The organism is Collinsella sp. HCP3S3_E11, from assembly GCF_052067375.1.
In the GTDB taxonomy this organism is placed as follows: Bacteria; Actinomycetota; Coriobacteriia; order Coriobacteriales; family Coriobacteriaceae; genus Collinsella.
The window spans coordinates 40,093-58,733 of record NZ_JBQHQI010000008.1 but is presented as its reverse complement, the minus strand read 5'-3'; the positions used below and the strand labels follow the sequence as shown (position 1 = coordinate 58,733).

The window sequence follows — 18,641 nt, the reverse complement described above, 5'->3', positions numbered from 1 at the left end:
GTGCCCCTCCAAAAGACACACCGTTCGCCGCCAAAAATCGACCGTTTGCGGCACCGTGATACCACTCGGTCGTCCAAGGTGCCGACATTTATGCGACATCCGTCTTCGTGGTGCAAAGGTGCATGTCCAAGTGCGGCACTCCCAATGTGCCTCATGCGGGTAAACTAGAACCTTATATAGAGACATTTGAACCCTAACCGCAGCAAAGGAGGCCCCATGGCATTCGATCCCATTCAAGAAGATTGCCATCGCCTCGTTCTTGAGGCCTTGCGCCGCGACAATATCCCGCTCACCGACGGCCCTGCCGTAGAGCGTCTGATGGAACAATTCACCCGCAACCCCGCGCCGCTCATCGTGCACGACCGCGACCGCGCCGGACATCTGATTGCCAAGGTAGTCGAGGCTGTCGACTACCGCATTCCCTTTATCCCTGACGATACCCAGGCAGAGCAAGAAGAGACCGCTGCCGAAAACATGCTTCGCGAGGCAGCCGCACTCGACCCGACCAACTGGGACGCTCAGCGCATGTTGACCGCCCTCACCGCTAACTCCAACGAGGAGTACGTACAGTACTTGGTATCCAAGCGCGATGAAGTCGAGCACGACCTGGCACTCAAGATCGCCTCGGCGCAGGACCCCTACGAGCGCGAGGCCGCAGGCGACCTTACACGCCGCCCCTACCTGCGCTGGCTTGCCGCCCTTGCGTCGCGCGCCCTCATTAGCGGCCGTTACCGCCTGTCGCTCGAAACCGCAAACCGCAGCCTGGACTTTGCCCCCAACGATCCGGCCGGTGTCCGCCACACTGCGATGCTCGCCATGGCAAAACTCGAATACCCCGCCGAGGAGCTCAAACGCTTTCGCTCTGCCCACTCCGTCCCCTATCTTGCCAACACGCCGCTGCGCCGTCGTCCCAAGGACGCGGAGCGCGACTTAGACCCGTGGACGCTCATCGCGCTGATGAGCGCTGCCTGGCGCGAGCTGGACTACGAGGGCGCCGAACACTACTTGCGCATCCTTGCGCGCTCGTGCCCGCACGCAGCCGAGGCGCTTTACTTTCAAACCGAGTTTCCCGATGGCGTCTATGCCCGCGTCAACGTGGGCGTGGGCTCCACCGACGAGCTTGTCCTTGCGCTGTCCGAAGCGACGCCGGTACTGCAGGAGGGCTTGGGCGCCCCCGACAACGCCAGCTTTGCCGCCTGGGTCGCCACCAACGATATCGTGCGTTCCCAGATTGACGAGCGCATCCTGCGGGCGGCCGAGCAGGGCTTGCCGTTTAAGGGAGGAGACCTCTAATGGATCCGAGCGTCTACATCCCCGCCTACCTGGAGCGCGCCTACGTTGCGTCGCACCCCGAACTCACCGATGCAGCACGCGATCTTGTCCATAACGACGTGAGCGTCAACCCTCATAAGTATGCGCAGACCGAGCATGCCCAGGCACTGCTTTCCTATGCCGGCGTTCACCGCCACCTGCTCGACGAGCTCCATCGTATCGAGGATATGGGCAGCGATGAGGAGTTTGAGCAGACGCGCAACCGCCTGTTCGACGATATGCGCGATGAGCTGCTCAAGATCGTCCGCGTCGATGCGTATGTCTTCGATGCCCAGCTGCTTGCCATCATTTTGGCGGACACGCCCGTCGACGCCTGCCTGGGCGACCTGATGAAGCTCGAGGCGACCACAGCCGATTACCTGCGGCAAAGCGTGCCCGGATTCGATATGGAGGCCCCGCACTACTGGACCAACAAGGTGCTGGCAGACGGCGTGACGGCGGCCGATCTCACCGTGAGCGAGCCGGCGCTTATCGGGTGGCTCCACACGCTCGAGGCCATCTCGCAGCTGTGCATGGCGAGCGCTCGCTACCGTGCTGCCGTCAACTATTCTCGCCGTGTTCTTAAGGCGGAAGGCTATCCCACCCGAGCTGCCGGCACCGTGCTACTCGCCCTCGCTCGTCTGGAAGACGAGGACGGCTTTTTTGCCCTGGCCCACCAGCTCGAGGAGCAGATGGGGGCCGATGCCCTTGAGAACTCCCCCTGGTACCTACTCGCCCGCACGATCCTGCTGTTCAAAACGAACAAGATGCGCCCGGCGACACGCGCCCTGCGTGAGTTTGCCAACCGCTGCGAGGGCGGCGCGTTCTTTTTGCTGAACCCCATGTATCAGACGCCGTACCTTCCCTGCCGGCCCGAGCCGCACGACCCCTGGGACCTTTCGCACCAGGCAGTTTGGGAGGCCGACGGTATCATCTCGGATACTCCCGACTTTGCCCCCTGGGCCAACGCTTGCGAAGACGTATCGCAGCTTGCCCAGGAATTTGCGCGCCGTTATGGCTTTTAACGGCACGATCGCCACGACCATGTCATTCACGTTAGGAACGGCTTCATGAACTTCCGCTCATCTCTCGCCTGCACTTCGAGCGATATCGCCCGCTGGGGGCTGCGCTCCATCCTTAAGCGCCAGGGCGGCGTACTCCCCGGCCGCATCGCCATGAAGATCGACCCCGAGCTGCTAAGCGACCTCGCGAGCCTTGTCGACCGCAGCGTGGTGGTCACCGGCACCAACGGTAAGACCACCACCTCCAACCTCATCGCCGACGCCGTTGCCGCCAGCGGCGCCACCGTGGTATGCAACCGCGCCGGCAACAACATGGAGCCGGGCGTGGTGGGTGCCCTGCTCGAGGGCCGCAGCGATCTTAAGCGTGCCGGCAGCGGCAAGCGCGTGGGCGTCTTTGAGTGCGACGAGCTCTACACGGTGCGCGTCTTGCCCAAGCTCAAGCCAACGTACTTTGTGCTGCTCAACCTGTTCCGCGACCAGCTGGACCGCTACGGCGAGATCGACCACACCCAGGACGTCATAGCCCACGCGTTGGAGCTTTCGCCGGCAACGACGCTCATCTATAACGCCGACGACCCGCTCTGCGCCTCGATCGCCGCACGCGTCCCCAATGTGAGCATCGCCTTTGGCATCGACGGCGCCACGGGCACCGAGTCCGATCGCATTAGCGACTCGCGTTTTTGCTCGCAATGCAACGCGCCGTTAGAGTACGACTATGTTCAGTACGGCCAGCTCGGCGCCTATCATTGTCCTTCGTGCGGTTGGGGTCGCCCCGCGCTGGTCCGTCGCGTGACAGGCGTTGAGCTCGGCTGCGACGGCTACGGCTTTGACCTGGCCTTTGGACCCGAGGCAAAAGCGCCCGCAACGCACATCGCCACACGCTACAACGGCCTGTACATGGTCTACAACGTTGCCGCCGCCTTCTTTGCGGCGCGCGAGTTGGGCGTGGACGCAGCGCATCTGCAGCCCACGCTCGATGCCTACGTCCCCGCCGGCGGACGCATGGGCCGCTGGGAGATTGCCGGCCGTACCGTCGAGGCAAACCTGGCCAAAAATCCCGTGGGCTTCGATCGCCAGATCCAGTCCATTAAAACGGCAGGCGGCAGACTCTGCGCCTTCTTCCTGAATGACAACGACGCCGACGGCCACGATGTCTCGTGGATCTACGACGTCGACTTCGAGCGCATCGCCGATACCCCAGGGCTTATCGCCTTTGCCGGGGGTACGCGCGCGCACGACATGCAGGTGCGCCTGAAGTACGCCGGCATCGACGCCGCCATCATCTCGAATATCGAGCAGGCGATCGGCGCCGTGGCAGATGAGGCCGCCGATGACACCTTCTACGCCGTCGCCAATTACACGGCATTCCCGCCGCTGGTCAAAGAGCTCGACGGACTTAAAGACGCCGATGCGAGCTCGGTTGCCTCCTGCGCCGTAACACGCACCGATGGCAGCGCCGTCCCCACCGATATTGCGCCGGTCGAGCTTCCGCGCCCGCTGCGCATCGTCTATCTGTATCCCGATGCCCTCAACCTCTATGGCGACGGCGGCAACGTCATCGCCCTCGAGCGCCGCTGCGCCTGGCGCGGCATTCCCGCGCGCGTGGACGAGGTCCGCATGGGCGAGACGCTCGATCTTACCGACGCCGACATCGTCATGATGGGCGGCGGTGCCGACCGCGATCAGTTGGCTGTAGCACACGAGCTGCTCGCTCAAAAGGACAAGGTTGCGACATATGTTGAGGACGGCGGCTCGTTGCTCGCTATCTGCGGCAGCTATCAGCTGCTCGGTCGTTCGTACTATATGGGCGAGAATCGCATCGAGGGTCTAGGTGTCATCGCCGCCGAGACCGTGCGCGGCTCCGACCGCCTGATAGGCAACGTCGCCGTCAAGACCGACCTGGCACCCGAGCCCTTTGTGGGGTTCGAGAACCACGGCGGCCGCACCCTGCTCGATGCAGAGGCCACGCCGCTCGGAACATCTGTCGTCACGGGCACCGGCAACAACGGCGACGACGGCCTTGAGGGCCTCATCTACAAGGGCGTCATCGGCACGTACCTACACGGACCGGCACTGCCCAAGAACCCCGAGCTCGCCGACTGGCTCATCGCCCATGCCCTTGAGCGCCGTGGCGATGCACAGGCCGCCGCCCTGCTGCCGCTCAAGCCCCTCGACGACACCTACGAGCACGCCGCCCACGACGCCGCGATGAAGCTCCTCCCCTAACGCCCCGCCACCACAAAGGGACAGGCATCTTTGTGGTGGTTTTGACCCGTCCCAGCGGTTTGTCTCAATCTGTAACATCTAGACCACCAAAGGTCGTCTTACTGTTACAGATTGAGACGTTCGTCCCGACGCCTGCATTTTGTCTCAATCTGTAACAGATAAGGCCGATTTACCCGCCCAGATGTTATAGATTGAGATTTTTGAAGATCGGGGGGAGAGGGCCAGCTCCTGTGTGGTGGTTTTTCAGTTTGCCAACGATATGTGAACGGATAAAAAAGTCTGCTATACTCTTTCCCGCTGTCCCCATCGTCTAGCGGCCAAGGACGCCACCCTTTCAAGGTGGATATCGCGGGTTCGAATCCCGCTGGGGGCACCATTTAAAACGAGAAGCCCGTTACCCTCGCGGTGACGGGCTTTTTTCTACCCATATGCCGGGATTCGAACCCGACAGGGTGCGGAGCTGAGGAAACGCGAAGCGTTTTCCAGCGCAGCACGCAAGGAGCGAAGCGACGCAGCGAAGGCGGGCGGCGCCAGCCGCACGCGGACATCCCGCTGGGGGCACCATTTGAAACGAGAAGCCCGTTACCCCCGCGGTGACGGGCTTTTTTCTACCCAACGCCGGGATTCGAACCCGACAGGGTACGGAGCTGAGGAAACGCGTGAGCGTTTTCCAGCGCAGCACGCAAGGAGCGAAGCAACGCAGCGGAAGCGGGCGGCGCCAGCCGCCCGCGGACATCCCGCTGGGGGCACCATTTGAAACGAGAAGCCCGTTACCCTCGCGGTGGCGGGCTTTTTTCTACCCCAACGCCGGGATTCGAACCCGACAGGGTGCGGACCCCGGCAAATCGGCGGCAAAACGGACTCCAAAGCGTCCTTCGCAATCAAAAAGCCGGGGCCCGCGCGATGCGGACCCCGGCTTAATACCGTGACGATATGCTGGCTATGCCCTACACGTAGAACAGAATGTCGTCGTAGGTCGGGACCGGCCAGTAGTCGGCGGCCACGATCTCCTCCATGGCATCCACGGAGGCACGCAGCGTATCCATAGCGGGAACGACCTCGTGTGCATACACATTGGCCTGCTCCTGGCCATCGAGAGCCTCGGCCTTCTGATGCACGGCGTCGAGCGCCTTGATGGAGTCGTTGATGGCGGTGATACCGTTGCAGAGCTTGTTGAGCGTGTTCTGCTCGCACTGCATGGCGGCCTCAGCACCGGCGGCACGAATTGTCTCAAGGCCCTTAGCGACCTTGGTGGCATAGGCAGTGATGACCGGACGATAGGTACGACGTGCCTCGCGAATCATCGTGGTAGCCTCGATGTTCATGAGCTTGTTGTACTTCTCGAGCTTGCAGTCGTAGCGGCACTGAGCCTCGGCCTTGGTCAGAACGCCCGTCTCCTCAAAGAGCGCGATAGCCTTATCGGAAACAAAGGCGGGAAGAGCGTCGGCCGTGGTCTTGTTGTTGGCAAGGCCGCGCTTCTCGGCCTCGATGGGCCACTCGTCGGAGTAACCGTCGCCGGAGAACAGGATGCGCTGGTGATCGGTCAGCACCTTCTTACAGTACTCGAGCGCGGCGTCCTGGAACTTATCCTTGGGCGTACCCTCGAGTGCGTCGGCGAAGGACTTGAGCGACTTGGCCACGGCGGCATCGAGTACCAGGTTGGAGTCGGAGACGTTCTGCTCGGAGCCGCAGGCACGGAACTCGAACTTGTTGCCGGTGAAGGCGAACGGAGAGGTGCGGTTGCGGTCGGTGTTGTCCTGCATCAGCTTGGGCAGGGTATCGGCGCCCAGGTCGAGCACGCCGCGCGTGGCATGGACGGAAGCCTTGCCATCGATAATCTTCTCGACGACCTCGGTAAGCTGGTCGCCCAGGAAGATGGACATAATCGCCGGAGGAGCCTCGTTGGCGCCCAGACGATGATCGTTGCCGGCCGAGGCAACGGAGGCACGCAGGAGCTCCTGATAGTTATCGACGGCCTCGATCACCGCGGTGAGGAAGACGATGAACTGCAGGTTGTCGAGCGGGGTGTCGCCCGGATCGAGCAGATTCTCGGACTCGGTGCCAAGCGACCAGTTATTGTGCTTGCCCGAACCGTTGATGCCCTCGAAGGGCTTCTCGTGCAGCAGGCAGACCAAATCGTGGCGGGAGGCGATGAGCTTCATCTTCTCCATCATGACCAGATTCTGGTCGATGGCCTCGTTGACCTCGCCATAGACGGGGGCGAGCTCATGCTGGCAGGGAGCGACCTCGTTGTGTTTGGTCTTGGCGGGAATGCCAAGCGCCCACAGCTCATCGTCCAGGTCCTTCATATAAGCCGAGACGGTGGGGCGGATAGCGCCAAAGTAGTGCTCCTCGAGCTCCTGGCCCTTACAGGGAGCAGCACCAAAGAGGGTGCGGCCGGTGATGACCAGGTCCCTGCGCTTGCGGTAAGCGTCCTTCTTGATCAGGAAGTACTCCTGCTCATCGCCCACGGAAGGAACGACCTTCTTGGGGGTCTTACCAAACAGCGCCAATACGCGCTTGGACTCACGCGAGAGCGCGGTCATGGAGCGCAGCAGCGGGGTCTTCTTGTCCAGGGCCTCGCCCGTGTAGGAGCAGAAAGCCGTGGGGATGCACAGGACATCGTCCTTGATAAAGGCGGGGCTGGTGGGATCCCAAGCGGTATAGCCGCGGGCCTCGAAGGTGGCACGCAGGCCGCCGTTGGGGAAGCTGGAGGCGTCCGGCTCGCCCTGGATGAGGTTCTTTCCCGTAAACTTGGTAATAGCGGTGCCGTCGTGGTTGGGTTCGAGGAAGCTGTCGTGCTTCTCGGAAGTAATGCCCGAAAGCGGCTGGAACCAGTGCGCGTAGTGCGTCGCGCCCTTGGAGATGGCCCAAACCTTCATGGCATGGGCAACGGCGTTGGCCACATCCAGATCGAGCGGCTCACCGTCCTCGAGGGTTGCAGCAAGGCGCTTCCAAATGTCCTTGGGGAGGTAGTCCTTCATGACTTCCTCAGAGAACACCATGGTCCCGAAGCGGTCAGTAAGTTCGGCCATACGGAACTCCCTTCGTATCGGCACCGCGTGAGAAGCGGTGTTGATTACTAACGAACGAGTCATAGCTTAGACTCGCCGTGTTTCCGCGACATTACCGTTATGTTGCCGTCGCGAAACTAATCAATGAGGTTACCGCATCGCGGCAATGTTGCCACCCTCAACAGTCAATCAACTGTATAAATTGCAGATCTCTCCGCATGGTTTAAGGGTAGTCTTTTTGGGACGGGGCTTTTTTAGCTGCCCTATTTAAATATGGTCTCAAGCTTTGGAGGCGCCGGATTGGGTAGCTAAAAAAGCCCCGTCCCAAAAAGACTACCCTGCGTACCTGGTTCATGGGATAAAAAAGCTCCAAATTAGCTACGCTGTTATAGGGAATGCCGATAGCGAAACATCTTCGATTGATATTTCCAAATAGCGAGTAAAACTCCGCCGTAGCGCAGCGGTGCTGTAGAATCCTTACAACACATCACGCTAATGTATCTAAAGGAGCACGATATGCGCGTCGACGAGGTTTTTAAGCAGGCAGCATCCCAGGGCACCACGCCCGTTTCGTTTGAGATGTTCCCGCCCAAGGGCGAGCTTACCCTCGACACGGCTCGCGAGGTGGCTGGTAATCTGTGCAAGCTTTCGCCGAGCTTTGTCTCGGTCACCTGCTCGGCCGGCGGCTCGGGCAACGGCGCCACCACCGCCCCCATCGCGCATATGATTACGGGCGAATTCGATACGCCCTCGGTGGCGCACCTCACCTGCGTTGGCCGCACGCATGCCGATATCGCCGCCAAGATCGACGAATACCGCTCCGCCGGCGTAGAAAATGTGCTGGCCCTGCGTGGCGATCTTCCCGCCGGCGCGAGCGAGAATGACAAGCCCGCCTCGGACTACGCCTACGCCCGCGATCTCATCCCCGAGCTCGTCGACGCCGGCTTTTGCGTGGGCGCCGCAGCCTACCCCGAAGGCCACATTGCCTGTGAGAATCTCAACCTCTCGGTCGAATATCTCAAGCAAAAGCAGGACGCCGGCGCGAGCTTCTTTGTGACGCAGCTCTTTTTTGATAACGAGTGCTTCTACCGTTTTCGCGAGCTTGCCGACAAGGCCGGTATCACTGTGCCCATTACCGCAGGCATCATGCCGTTTATGGGCAAGTCGCAGATCAGCCGCATGGTCTTTATGTGCGGCGCGTCGCTGCCCTCCCCCGTCATCAAGATTCTCGCCAAATACGAGAACGACCCCGAGAGCCTGCAGGCAGCCGGTGTAGATTATGCAGCCCGCCAGCTTTGCGACCTTAAGGAGCACAGCGCCGACGGCCTGCACCTGTACACTATGAATCGTCCTGCGATCGCCGCAACCATTATGGAGCGCCTGGGGTAATGGAAAAACCGCACATCGATACAGCTTTTGGTGAAGTGCCGGCCGACCTTGCGTCGCCGGCGCTCTACCGTATCGATGATGCCCACCATCCCCGCGTCGATCGTGCCGAGATGCTGCGGTATCTGGGTTACGGCGGCCAGCAGATTGAGCCCGAGCTGTCGCAGCGTATTGAGCTTGTCGTTGAACGTTTGGAACTGGACATTGAGCCCCGTGGCGTGCGCCGCGTATTTGCCGTCGATGCCATGGGCGTGGACGAGCAGGGAGAGCCCAGCATCCGTCTGGTTGGAACCAACGTTGAGCTGCGCGGTCGCGATATCTATCGACATCTCAAAGACGCCCGCTTTGCCGCGCTCATGGCATGCACCCTCGGCATGGACGCCGAGCGTCGCCTGCGCACCACGGGAGCCCAGCAGCCCCTAGAGGGAGCCGTGCTCGATGCCGCGTGCTCCGCCTATGTGGAAGCTGCCGTCGAGCAGATGGACCAGCAGGTCAAGGCTGCGGCCGCCGCACACGGACTCGCCGGTAACTGGCGCTTCAGTCCCGGCTACGGCGACTGCCCGCTTGCGGCTCAGCGTTCAATCGTGGCTGCACTCAACGCCACGCGGCTCATCGGGCTTACCGTCACACCTACCAGCCTGCTCATGCCCACAAAGAGCGTGACCGCGGTGATCGGCCTGTTTGACGGCGAGGTCCACGACGCCCAGAGTCGCCCCACCTGCAATATCTGCCGCATGCGCGAGCACTGCCGCTTCCGCGCCGCCCACACCACCTGCTATTCCAGCCATTAGGAGCCCCCGATGTTTACTCCGCTTATCACTCATGATCTGGACGGCGCCGCGCTGGCGGCGCCCGTTGATGCTGCCCGCCGCAAGGGCGCCACGTACAAGACGCGCACGATCGACGACCTTTACATTAAGGACGATCGCCTGCGCGCCGCCATCGAGGGCACGGGGCACCTGCTGTTCGACGGCGGCATGGGCACCATGCTGCAGGCGGCCGGCATGAAGGCCGGCGCCCTGCCCGAGCTGCTCAACTTTGAGGAGCCCCAGGTCATTACCGATATTCAGCGTCAGTATGTCGAGGCCGGCTGCGATGTGATCACCGCCAACACCTTTGGCGCCAACGCCCACAAGCTCGACGGTGCCGCCACCGTGGCAGATGTCTTTGCCGCCGCCGTCGCCTGCGCCCGCGCGGCCGGCGCCCACTACGTCGCCGGCGACATCGGCCCCATCGGTGCGCTGCTTCGCCCCTTGGGTACCCTCAGCTTCGACGAGGCCTATGACCTCTTTGCCGAGGAAGTGCGCGCTGGCGTCGACGCGGGTGTGGACCTCTTTATTATCGAGACCATGACCGATCTTGCCGAGATCAAGGCGGCAGTCCTTGCCTGCCGCGAGAACTCCGACCTGCCCGTCTTTGCCACCATGACCTTTGAGGAGGACGGCCGTACCTTCCTGGGCACGAGTCCCGAGGTTGCCGCTATCACGCTCGACGCCATCGGCGCCGACGTCCTGGGCATCAACTGCAGCCAGGGACCGGCCGAGCTCCGAGGACTCGCCGCACGCATGCTCGCCGTTACCGACAAGCCCGTTATGGTGCAGGCCAACGCGGGACTCCCCCACGTGGACGACAACGGTAACACCGTCTTTGACATCCAGGCCCCCGAATACGCCAAGGCCGTCGCCGGCATGATCGCCGACGGCGTAAGCGTCGTGGGCGGCTGCTGTGGCACCACGCCGGCGCACATGGCAGCGCTGCGCACGCTTATCGATAACCACACGCCCAGTCCGCGCCGCCGCAAGCCCAGCATGTCGGTCACAAGCGCCCAGACCGTGGTGGACCTCCCCTGTGACGGCCACAAGATCGCCGTCATCGGCGAGCGCATCAACCCCACCGGCAAAAAGCGCCTGCAGCAGGCCCTACGCGACGGCGACCTGGACTACGTCGTAAGCCAGGGCATCAGCCAGCAGGAGCAAGGCGCCGACATCCTGGACGTCAACGTGGGCCTGCCCGAGATCGACGAGGTCAAGATCATCCAACAGGCCACCGAGCAGCTCCAGGGTTCCACGCTGCTGCCGTTGCAGATCGACTCCACCGACCCCGCAGCCGTCGAGGCCGCCGTGCGCCGCTACGCCGGCAAGCCCATCATCAACTCGGTCAATGGCAAGCAGCAGATCATGGATGAGATCTTTCCGCTGGTCGCCCATTACGGCACCAACGTCGTCGGCCTCACGCTCGACGAAGGCGGCATTCCCGATACCGCCGAGGCTCGCTTCGCCATCGCCGAGCGCATCGTGGCCGAGGCCGCCCGCTACGGCATCGGACCGGACCGCATCCTCATCGACTGTCTGGTCATGACCGCCTCGACCAATCAACGCCAAGCCGAACAGATCCTGCGCGCCATGTCCCTGTGTAAGGAGCGTCTGGGCGTCAAATGCGCGCTCGGCGTGTCGAACATCAGCTTTGGTCTGCCCGCCCGCCCGCTGCTGGGCTCGGTCTTTTTGGCTGCCGCTTTTGGCGCGGGCCTGGACGCCCCCATCATGAACCCGGGCTCCAAGCGCTTTATGGATACCGTCTACAGTTATCGCGTCTTGAGCGTTGAGGACGAGGGCTCGACCGGATACATCGAGCGCTACGCCGGCTGGACCGATCCGTACAAGATCGCCTCGAACCCGGCGGCGGCTCAGACAGTATCGACCGACACTGTGCCCGCCGCTGGCACCGACGGCAACGACGACCCGATTCGTCGCATGGTCGTCTCGGGCCGCAAAGGCGAGATTGCGGCCGAGACCGAGCGTCTGCTGGCAGACCACGACGCCATGGACCTCATCAACAACCACTTTATCCCCGCCCTCGACGAGGTTGGCGTCCTCTTTGACCAGGGAAAGTTCTTCTTGCCGCAGCTCATGGCCTCGGCCGAGGCCGCGCGCGTGGGTTTTGACACCATCAAGCGCCGGATGCCCGCCGGCGAGATTGCCGACAAGGGCAAAATCTGCGTGGCCACCGTCAAAGGCGACATCCACGACATCGGTAAGAACATCGTCAAGATGCTGCTCGATAACTACGGCTATACCGTCTTTGACCTAGGCCGCGACGTCGACCCGCAGGAGGTGCTCAAGACCGTACGGGAGCGCGACATCAATCTCGTCGGCCTCTCGGCGCTTATGACCACCACGGTCGTCGCTATGGAGGAGACCATCAAACTGCTTCATGCCGAGGTGCCGGACGTCAAGATCATCGTAGGCGGCGCCGTACTCACCCCCGAATACGCCAAGCAGATCGGCGCGGACTACTACGCCAAGGACGCCGCCGAAAGCGCTCGTATCGCCGAAGAGGTCTTTGGGCAGTAACACAACGGAAACAACCGAGCACCAAAACGTGCCGCATGCGCCACTTGGCACGTGCGGCACGTTAGAATAGACAAGACTATGCTCGTTTTGGCAGATAGGAGTGCAAGGATGGCGATCACGCCCGCAGAAATCGCGGAAACCCGCGGCATGGTTGAGGAGCAGAACCTCGACATCAGGACCATCACCATGGGTGTTTCGCTCATGGGTTGCGGCGACGAGAACCTCGACCGCATGTGCACGAAGATCTACGACCACGTGACGCACACGGCTGAGCATCTGGTCGAGACCGCCGAGAACCTCGAGCGCGAGTACGGTATCCCCATTGTCAACAAGCGCGTTTCCGTCACCCCGGTGGCGCAGATCGCCGCGTGCTGCAAGGATGAGGACCTCACCCCCATCGCGCATGCCCTCGACCGCGCGGCCGAGACGCTCGGCATCGATTACCTGGGCGGCTTCTCCGCACTCGTCCAGAAGGGCATCGGCGACGCCGACCGCCGCGTCATCCAGTCCATCCCCCAGGCGCTCGCTACCACCAGCCGCGTCTGCTCCAGCGTCAACGTCGCCAGCCTGCGCGCCGGCATCAACATGGACGCCGTGCTCATGGCGGCTCAGACCATCATCGATGCCGCCAAGCTTACGGCAGATGAGGATTCCGTCGGTGCTTCCAAGTTTGTCTGCTTTGCCAACATGGTCGAGGACTCCCCGTTTATGGCGGGCGCCGTTCACGGCGGTGGCGAGGCCGACGCCGTCATCAACGTAGGCGTCTCGGGCCCCGGCGTTATGGCCGCAGCCCTGGAGAAGCTGCCCGATTCCGCATCGATGATGGAAGTCGCCGAAAAGATTAAGCAGACCGCCTTTAAGATCACCCGTGCCGGCGAGCTCATGAGTCGCGAGGCCGCCCGTCGCCTAGGTGTCGAGAAAGGCATTGTCGACCTGTCGCTGGCGCCTACGCCTGCCGTCGGCGACTCCGTCGCGCGCATCCTCGAGATCATCGGCGTGGGCACCTGCGGTGGCCCCGGCACGACCTGCGCTCTCGCCATGCTCAACGATGCCGTCAAGAAAGGCGGCGTCATGGCCAGCTCCAGCGTGGGCGGCCTCTCGGGCGCCTTTATCCCCGTGTCCGAGGACGCCGGCATGATCGCCGCCGTCGAGGCCGGCGCGCTTTCGCTCGAGAAGCTCGAGGCCATGACCTGCGTGTGCTCCGTTGGCCTGGACATGATCGCCATTCCCGGCGACACCCCGGTCGAGACTATCGCCGGCATTATCGCCGACGAGATGGCCATCGGCGTCATCAACAATAAGACCACGGCCGTGCGCGTGATTCCCGCCATCGGCAAGGGCGTGGGCGACTGCGTCGAGTATGGCGGTCTGTTTGGCCGTGCGCCCATCATGCCGGTGAACCCCAACGCCGGCACCGTGCTTGCCCACCGCGGTGGACGCTTCCCGGCGCCGCTGAACTCGCTCAAGAACTAGCTGAGGGGACTGGCGAGGAGCCCCGGGGAGGGCAAATATATAAGGTCGCCTGCTCGGACAGTCCTGACTCGCACGGAGAGCACATTAAGTGCTCTCCGGCTCGTGCAGAACTCGCGATCGACCTTATATATTTGCCCTCCCCGGGGCTCCCGCACAACGGGACCTCAGTTGGGTTCTATCCCGGTTGCAGTTGCTTCGCTCCTGCACCACTTGGCTGGTGCGGCGGTTTGGCGTTGGAACGGTTCTTTTTCTGATATATGCTTGTTGCGGCTCTTCTTTTGGGAGGGGCCGCTTTTTTGTTGTAAGGGGGATGGCCCGTGGCTGATGGTGTAATTCAATCTGAGCTTCTTTCTGCGGATTGGAATGGCGAATGGATGCGCTTGCAGGCTGGTCGGCGGCGGGCTGATGATTCTTTTGAATGGGATAAGCGGGCTCGGCATTTTCGGCCGCTTGAGACTGCTCCGTATGCCCGGGACTTTATGAAGCTGTTGGCGTTAAAGCCTGGTGAATCCGTGCTGGATATGGGGTGTGGGGCTGGGTCGATTGCTATTCCGCTTGCTCAGGCTGGACATCCCGTGATTGCCGCTGATTTTTCCCCTGCTATGTTGGGCACGCTTGATGCTGGCATTGAGTACTATGGGCTCGAGGATCGCATTACACCGCTTGAGCTTGCTTGGGATGATGACTGGGATTTGGTTGGACCGGTCGCGAAAGCGGTAGATGTTGCCTTTGCGAGTCGCTCGGTTACTACGAACGACCTAAAAGGCGCGCTTGCCAAGCTCGACCGTACGGCTCGGCGGCGTTGTGCTGTCACGATGGTCGCCAACTCCAGCCCGCGCTATGACCTGCACGTGATGAATGCCATCGGCGCCTCGGTTACCCGTAGCAATGGTTTTGTGTACGCCTTTAACATCCTTATTCAGATGGGCGCACTACCGCAGGTCACGTATTTTGAATCGCCCCGTCGTGACACCTTCGATAGCCTCGAGGCCGGCGTGGCGGACCTCTCCCGTATGCTCGAGCATGGCAACGAGGATAAGATCGATCGTCTGCGCGACTATATCGCCCAACATATGATCGAGAACCCCCATGCCGGCGAGCCGGGATCCAAGGGCGTGCCGCAGGGACGTTACATGCTCGACCACATCCGCAAGGTCCGATGGGCGTTCATCGCCTGGGAGCCGGTCTCTGCGCCCCGACCGTAGCCCATCTAAAGTATGCATCGTCTACCCGCCCGGCATCCGCATTCTTTGCGAACTGGCAAACGCGCTCCACACCGCGCCGTTCCTGCGCTATCGTGGGACAGCTCACGTAGATTAAGGCCCCATCGCGGGGCGCCCCATACATAGAAAGCGAGATCCCATGGCACTGACAGGAGCCCAGGTCAAGCAGCTTCGCAGCATGGCCCATCACCTCAACCCCGCCATCATCATCGGTAAGTCCGATGTCAACGAGGGTACCGTCGAGCAGACGGCCGCCTACCTGGAAAAGCACGAGCTCGTTAAGTGCTCCGTGCTGGACGGCTCTAGCCTTTCTGCCCGCGAGGCCGCCGAGGAACTCGCCGAGCGCTGCCACGCCGACGTCGTTCAGGTTATCGGTCGCAAGTTCTCGCTGTATCGAGAGTCCTCGCGCAAGGATATCGAGAAGATCAAGCTCGTCTAAGGGCCGATCGGTTCACACAGAGCAAGCCTGCGGGCGCCCGAATGATGCGGGCGCCCGTTTTTTATCGCTCAATGAACGGTCGGTTGACCCTGCTTTCGACCAGACGCTCGTAGAGACGCTTGGTCTCGGGCTCGGGAACGCCTGCGACCTGTTCCTTAAGATGATGGATATGCCCGCTATAGAGCTCGACGATATCGCGGCGTCTCCCCGCCGCTCCGTACACGCGCATGGCGCATCGCACCATGTCCTCGCGTGCGGTCTCCTGACGTAGCCCCGCTTCTACCAGCCAGATTGCCGACTGCAGGTCGTTTTCTTCCAACGCAGCGCTTGCTCCCACTATCATGCAGTCGATAAACTTCGACTGCATGATGCGGCGCATGCGCAAAAAGTACGTCGGATTGCAACCGTTGGGGATATACAGCGGTCCGGTATAGAGCTGTTCGATCTTAAGACACAGCTCGACCAGGTGAGGCCCACGCACTCTTGTGCGATTACCCAGAATTTCGCGGCTTATCTGCTCAAATAGCTTCACATCGGTCTTAACGTAATCCCTGTTGAGGCCAAGGCAGTCGTTTTGGATCAGGACGCACGACTTGCCATCTGGCGTGGGTCCCAAAGCGGATCGTAAGCGTGACACAGTCGAATACAAGTTGTTACGGGCGCTACTGTACTCGGCATGTGGCCACAGTTCCATAGCCAAGGTCTCGCGATCGACAAACGAATCGATACCCAACGCAAGCCGCTCGGCAAGCGTTGCCGCTTTCTTACGACGCCACATCTTGTCTGTGATGGGAAATCCGTCGCGCTCGGCACGAAACGCGCCAAACATGCGAATCTCGATATGATCGATAGCGTCGACGGGTTCGACCTCGCCGACCTGGAACAGCCGCTCGCTCTCTCCCTCCAAATCGTCGCGCAGCGAATATCGCGATAGCTCACGCACCGGGAGCTTCTTTCGAATCTTGGCAGCAGGCTCGCCCAAGCAATGCATCGCAAGGCGTGCAAACAGCCGATACGCTGGCTCCAGAATCCCAGAACGATTCATAGACATCCAGGCGGCAAGATCGCTGTCACGGCCCGCAGACGCCAAATGCAGTGCTACGACCCAAGCCTCCGCGCCGCCGACTTGTGTCCGACTTAGGTCGAGCAGCTCTGCCTCTTCTCGTACCGACACCATCGACGTATTGCGAAGGCTTGATGCACGCTCCAACAGCAACGCGTTGTCGCGCATATATGCGATCGACTCGTCAGCAAGCTTGAGCACCTGGACCGCGCGGAACTTCGCGTTGACCGGGCGCCCCTCGGCGAGCGCCTGCCAGCCTTCAAGTAGCAGGCCAAACAGCTGGATTTGATTGTCACGCACGCGCACGGCAAAGCGATCGAGCTCATTAAACGCCGTATCGTCAGTCATTGGCAGGCCTGCAAGCAGACGCCGTGCCGCCAGCACCATACGCACCCAGACAGCCGGTGCCTTAAGCCCACGAGCATCGAGTGCCTCCCGTGTTCGAGACATCTCGTCGTCACGCTCATCGATTCCCATAAAGGACCCATCGAAGAGCTCCATCAACATCCGATCTGACCGTATGAGAATCTCTGCAATATCGAGTTCGCAATCATATACCTTGTTCGCCTTGAGTCCCGAAAGTGCTGCGCCGTCTTTCGCCTGTTCGGTCAGCCGGCTCTTAACCTCGATATGCGCCGACAGCATATCGAGCGCAGCACAAGATGCCTCATTTTTTGGAAGAGCAGGATTGGCTGGAAGCCCAAGCTCGCAATCTCCATAACAGACGACCGTAAGCACCTGGGCGACTTTCCAAGAAACCAAATCAATCTCGCGGACCGACTGTGCGCTCGCATGTTCGACAATCGAGGCCATATACCGGGCCAGTTTAGTATTCGAAACGCTTACCGCCGCCAAATAGACACCAAGTGCCTCGGTGGGCGTCGGCTCCAACGCGGGCTTGTCGGCATCCGTCGTCCTCAGTACCGCGCGACAGACATCCCCTCCATGCCCAGTCAGAGCCAAATCGACACCATACTGTCCAGCAAGCTCAAGGACGGCGTCACGATCCAAAAAGGCATCTGCCAAATCCATGGCAGCATCGCATCGGCCCGCCTTGAGCAGAATGCGTGCCGCGCGCATAACGAGCTCTGGACGAATTTCCGCAACCATTTTTCGTAATCTCAGGCGCGCGTTATCCTCGGTGCCCATACACGTAAAGCTTCGGTCGACCGGATCGACACCAAAAATCGGATAATCACGAACAAGATAGGACTGATCGATCATGGAGAGCCTGACACCGCATGCCTCAAGTTCCGCAATCTTGCCCTCGCCCATCAGGGCCATCACGCACGCCACGTTAAATAGGGCGCCGTTATCGATTGATGCCATATCGGCAAGTGCCGCACCGTATACGTTGACAATCTCGTTTTCGAGCAAGCTGGCAACGTCGCCCTCTCCGTACAGCCCCGTCTGCATAGCCGAGACCAACTCGGGAACACCCTGTGTGAGCTGGTAAAAATCGAGCGACGTGCTAATCGAGAACGCCGATGCCCAAGCCGAATACTCATAGGCATGCACCTTGAGCATCTGCGCATTGATCTTGACCGAGTCACCCAGCCCGCGAATCAACTGGCGATTTGAGGGGCGGCAGGTGACAAAGACCCCGATCCCCATAGTGCGCAGGCCTCGAATTCGATCGATAAGCTCCTCGGTATCTTGCTGATCGAGGTTGGGGACGTTATCAATCGCAATCAACGATCGCGGTTTGTCCTCAAGTTCATCTGTGACCACTTCGAGCTGCATAAACACCTCGCGGGCAATCGCGCGGTCAGCCTCGATGATTCGTACCAGACCGCGCGTCGGGTCGCTTTTGACTTCCTGAGTGTACTGAAGCAATATCGATGTTTTCCCAAACCCATCTGGTGCATAGAGCAACACAATGCCCGCCTTGCGGCCCTTGACAATCAACTCGCTCATCAGGCGATCACGTCGGACCATATAACCTGTGCCCAATGGCGCCAATTCGAGATCGTCCGTATCGTTCAGCCCGTTCATCATGCTCGCTCCTTACCTCGGCCACATGGACACCGTAATCGCAAGACAGCCCAAGCCATCCCGTAAATCGAACGACGCAGAATTTTAGGTTGTCTTTCGGTTCGCATTTGGCAAGTTTTTGTTCAGCGAGCGCCGATTG

At 61.0% G+C, this 18,641-nt stretch carries 11 protein-coding genes and 1 tRNA gene; 10 read left to right on the top strand and 2 right to left on the bottom strand.

Annotation, left to right across the window (positions count from 1 at the left end; genetic code table 11):
• Positions 1-216: 216 nt before the first annotated feature.
• The 4 genes from ACTM86_RS06235 to ACTM86_RS06220 all read left to right on the top strand — a co-directional run bounded on the left by ACTM86_RS06235 (position 217) and on the right by ACTM86_RS06220 (position 4,935).
• Entirely contained in the window at positions 217-1,293 is a 1,077-nt protein-coding gene (locus tag ACTM86_RS06235; RefSeq protein ID WP_154517956.1) for a hypothetical protein, read from the top strand.
• Entirely contained in the window at positions 1,293-2,336 is a 1,044-nt protein-coding gene (locus tag ACTM86_RS06230; RefSeq protein ID WP_441016443.1) for a hypothetical protein, read from the top strand. Before ACTM86_RS06235 ends, ACTM86_RS06230 begins: the two co-directional genes overlap by 1 nt.
• 45 nt (positions 2,337-2,381) lie before the next feature.
• Positions 2,382-4,559, top strand: a complete 2,178-nt coding sequence (locus tag ACTM86_RS06225; RefSeq protein ID WP_441016440.1) for a MurT ligase domain-containing protein — start codon at positions 2,382-2,384, stop codon at positions 4,557-4,559.
• Between the two features lie 299 nt (positions 4,560-4,858).
• A tRNA-Glu gene (locus tag ACTM86_RS06220) sits at positions 4,859-4,935 on the top strand.
• Between the two features lie 571 nt (positions 4,936-5,506).
• On the opposite strand, the gene ACTM86_RS06215 is transcribed toward ACTM86_RS06220, so the two are convergent.
• Complete coding sequence (locus ACTM86_RS06215) at positions 5,507-7,594, bottom strand: glutamine synthetase III family protein (RefSeq protein WP_441016437.1); 2,088 nt, start codon at positions 7,592-7,594, stop codon at positions 5,507-5,509.
• 495 nt (positions 7,595-8,089) lie between these two features.
• Here ACTM86_RS06215 and ACTM86_RS06210 point away from each other — a divergent pair, with 495 nt between their 5' ends.
• The 6 genes from ACTM86_RS06210 to ACTM86_RS06185 all read left to right on the top strand — a co-directional run bounded on the left by ACTM86_RS06210 (position 8,090) and on the right by ACTM86_RS06185 (position 15,444).
• Positions 8,090-8,962: a methylenetetrahydrofolate reductase gene (locus ACTM86_RS06210; RefSeq protein ID WP_441016434.1), complete on the top strand. Its 873-nt coding sequence runs from the start codon at positions 8,090-8,092 to the stop codon at positions 8,960-8,962.
• Positions 8,962-9,750 carry a hypothetical protein gene (locus tag ACTM86_RS06205; RefSeq protein ID WP_441016431.1) on the top strand — a complete coding sequence of 263 codons (789 nt, stop codon included), beginning with the start codon at positions 8,962-8,964 and terminating at the stop codon, positions 9,748-9,750. The genes ACTM86_RS06210 and ACTM86_RS06205 overlap by 1 nt, the downstream gene beginning before the upstream one ends.
• A gap of 9 nt (positions 9,751-9,759) precedes the next feature.
• Entirely contained in the window at positions 9,760-12,309 is a 2,550-nt protein-coding gene (locus tag ACTM86_RS06200; protein ID WP_441016428.1) for a homocysteine S-methyltransferase family protein, read from the top strand.
• 108 nt (positions 12,310-12,417) lie between these two features.
• Positions 12,418-13,782 carry a PFL family protein gene (locus ACTM86_RS06195; RefSeq protein ID WP_427719427.1) on the top strand — a complete coding sequence of 455 codons (1,365 nt, stop codon included), beginning with the start codon at positions 12,418-12,420 and terminating at the stop codon, positions 13,780-13,782.
• Positions 13,783-14,261: 479 nt separating this feature from the next.
• Positions 14,262-14,987: a methyltransferase domain-containing protein gene (locus ACTM86_RS06190; RefSeq protein ID WP_154517973.1), complete on the top strand. Its 726-nt coding sequence runs from the start codon at positions 14,262-14,264 to the stop codon at positions 14,985-14,987.
• A 157-nt stretch (positions 14,988-15,144) separates the two neighbouring features.
• Positions 15,145-15,444, top strand: coding sequence for a YhbY family RNA-binding protein (locus ACTM86_RS06185; RefSeq protein WP_427795027.1), 300 nt, complete (start codon positions 15,145-15,147; stop codon positions 15,442-15,444).
• 61 nt (positions 15,445-15,505) lie between these two features.
• Here the strand turns inward: ACTM86_RS06185 and ACTM86_RS06180 are convergent, their stop codons facing one another.
• Entirely contained in the window at positions 15,506-18,502 is a 2,997-nt protein-coding gene (locus ACTM86_RS06180) for an AfsR/SARP family transcriptional regulator (RefSeq protein ID WP_441036924.1), read from the bottom strand.
• Positions 18,503-18,641 lie beyond the last annotated feature (139 nt).

Coding starts and splice junctions, on each gene's coding strand:
- ACTM86_RS06235 (WP_154517956.1), top strand. CDS start 217: ATGGCATTCGATCCCATTCAAGAAGATTGCCATCGCCTCGTTCTTGAG.
- ACTM86_RS06230 (WP_441016443.1), top strand. CDS start 1,293: ATGGATCCGAGCGTCTACATCCCCGCCTACCTGGAGCGCGCCTACGTT.
- ACTM86_RS06225 (WP_441016440.1), top strand. CDS start 2,382: ATGAACTTCCGCTCATCTCTCGCCTGCACTTCGAGCGATATCGCCCGC.
- ACTM86_RS06215 (WP_441016437.1), bottom strand. CDS start 7,594: ATGGCCGAACTTACTGACCGCTTCGGGACCATGGTGTTCTCTGAGGAA.
- ACTM86_RS06210 (WP_441016434.1), top strand. CDS start 8,090: ATGCGCGTCGACGAGGTTTTTAAGCAGGCAGCATCCCAGGGCACCACG.
- ACTM86_RS06205 (WP_441016431.1), top strand. CDS start 8,962: ATGGAAAAACCGCACATCGATACAGCTTTTGGTGAAGTGCCGGCCGAC.
- ACTM86_RS06200 (WP_441016428.1), top strand. CDS start 9,760: ATGTTTACTCCGCTTATCACTCATGATCTGGACGGCGCCGCGCTGGCG.
- ACTM86_RS06195 (WP_427719427.1), top strand. CDS start 12,418: ATGGCGATCACGCCCGCAGAAATCGCGGAAACCCGCGGCATGGTTGAG.
- ACTM86_RS06190 (WP_154517973.1), top strand. CDS start 14,262: ATGAAGCTGTTGGCGTTAAAGCCTGGTGAATCCGTGCTGGATATGGGG.
- ACTM86_RS06185 (WP_427795027.1), top strand. CDS start 15,145: ATGGCACTGACAGGAGCCCAGGTCAAGCAGCTTCGCAGCATGGCCCAT.
- ACTM86_RS06180 (WP_441036924.1), bottom strand. CDS start 18,502: ATGAACGGGCTGAACGATACGGACGATCTCGAATTGGCGCCATTGGGC.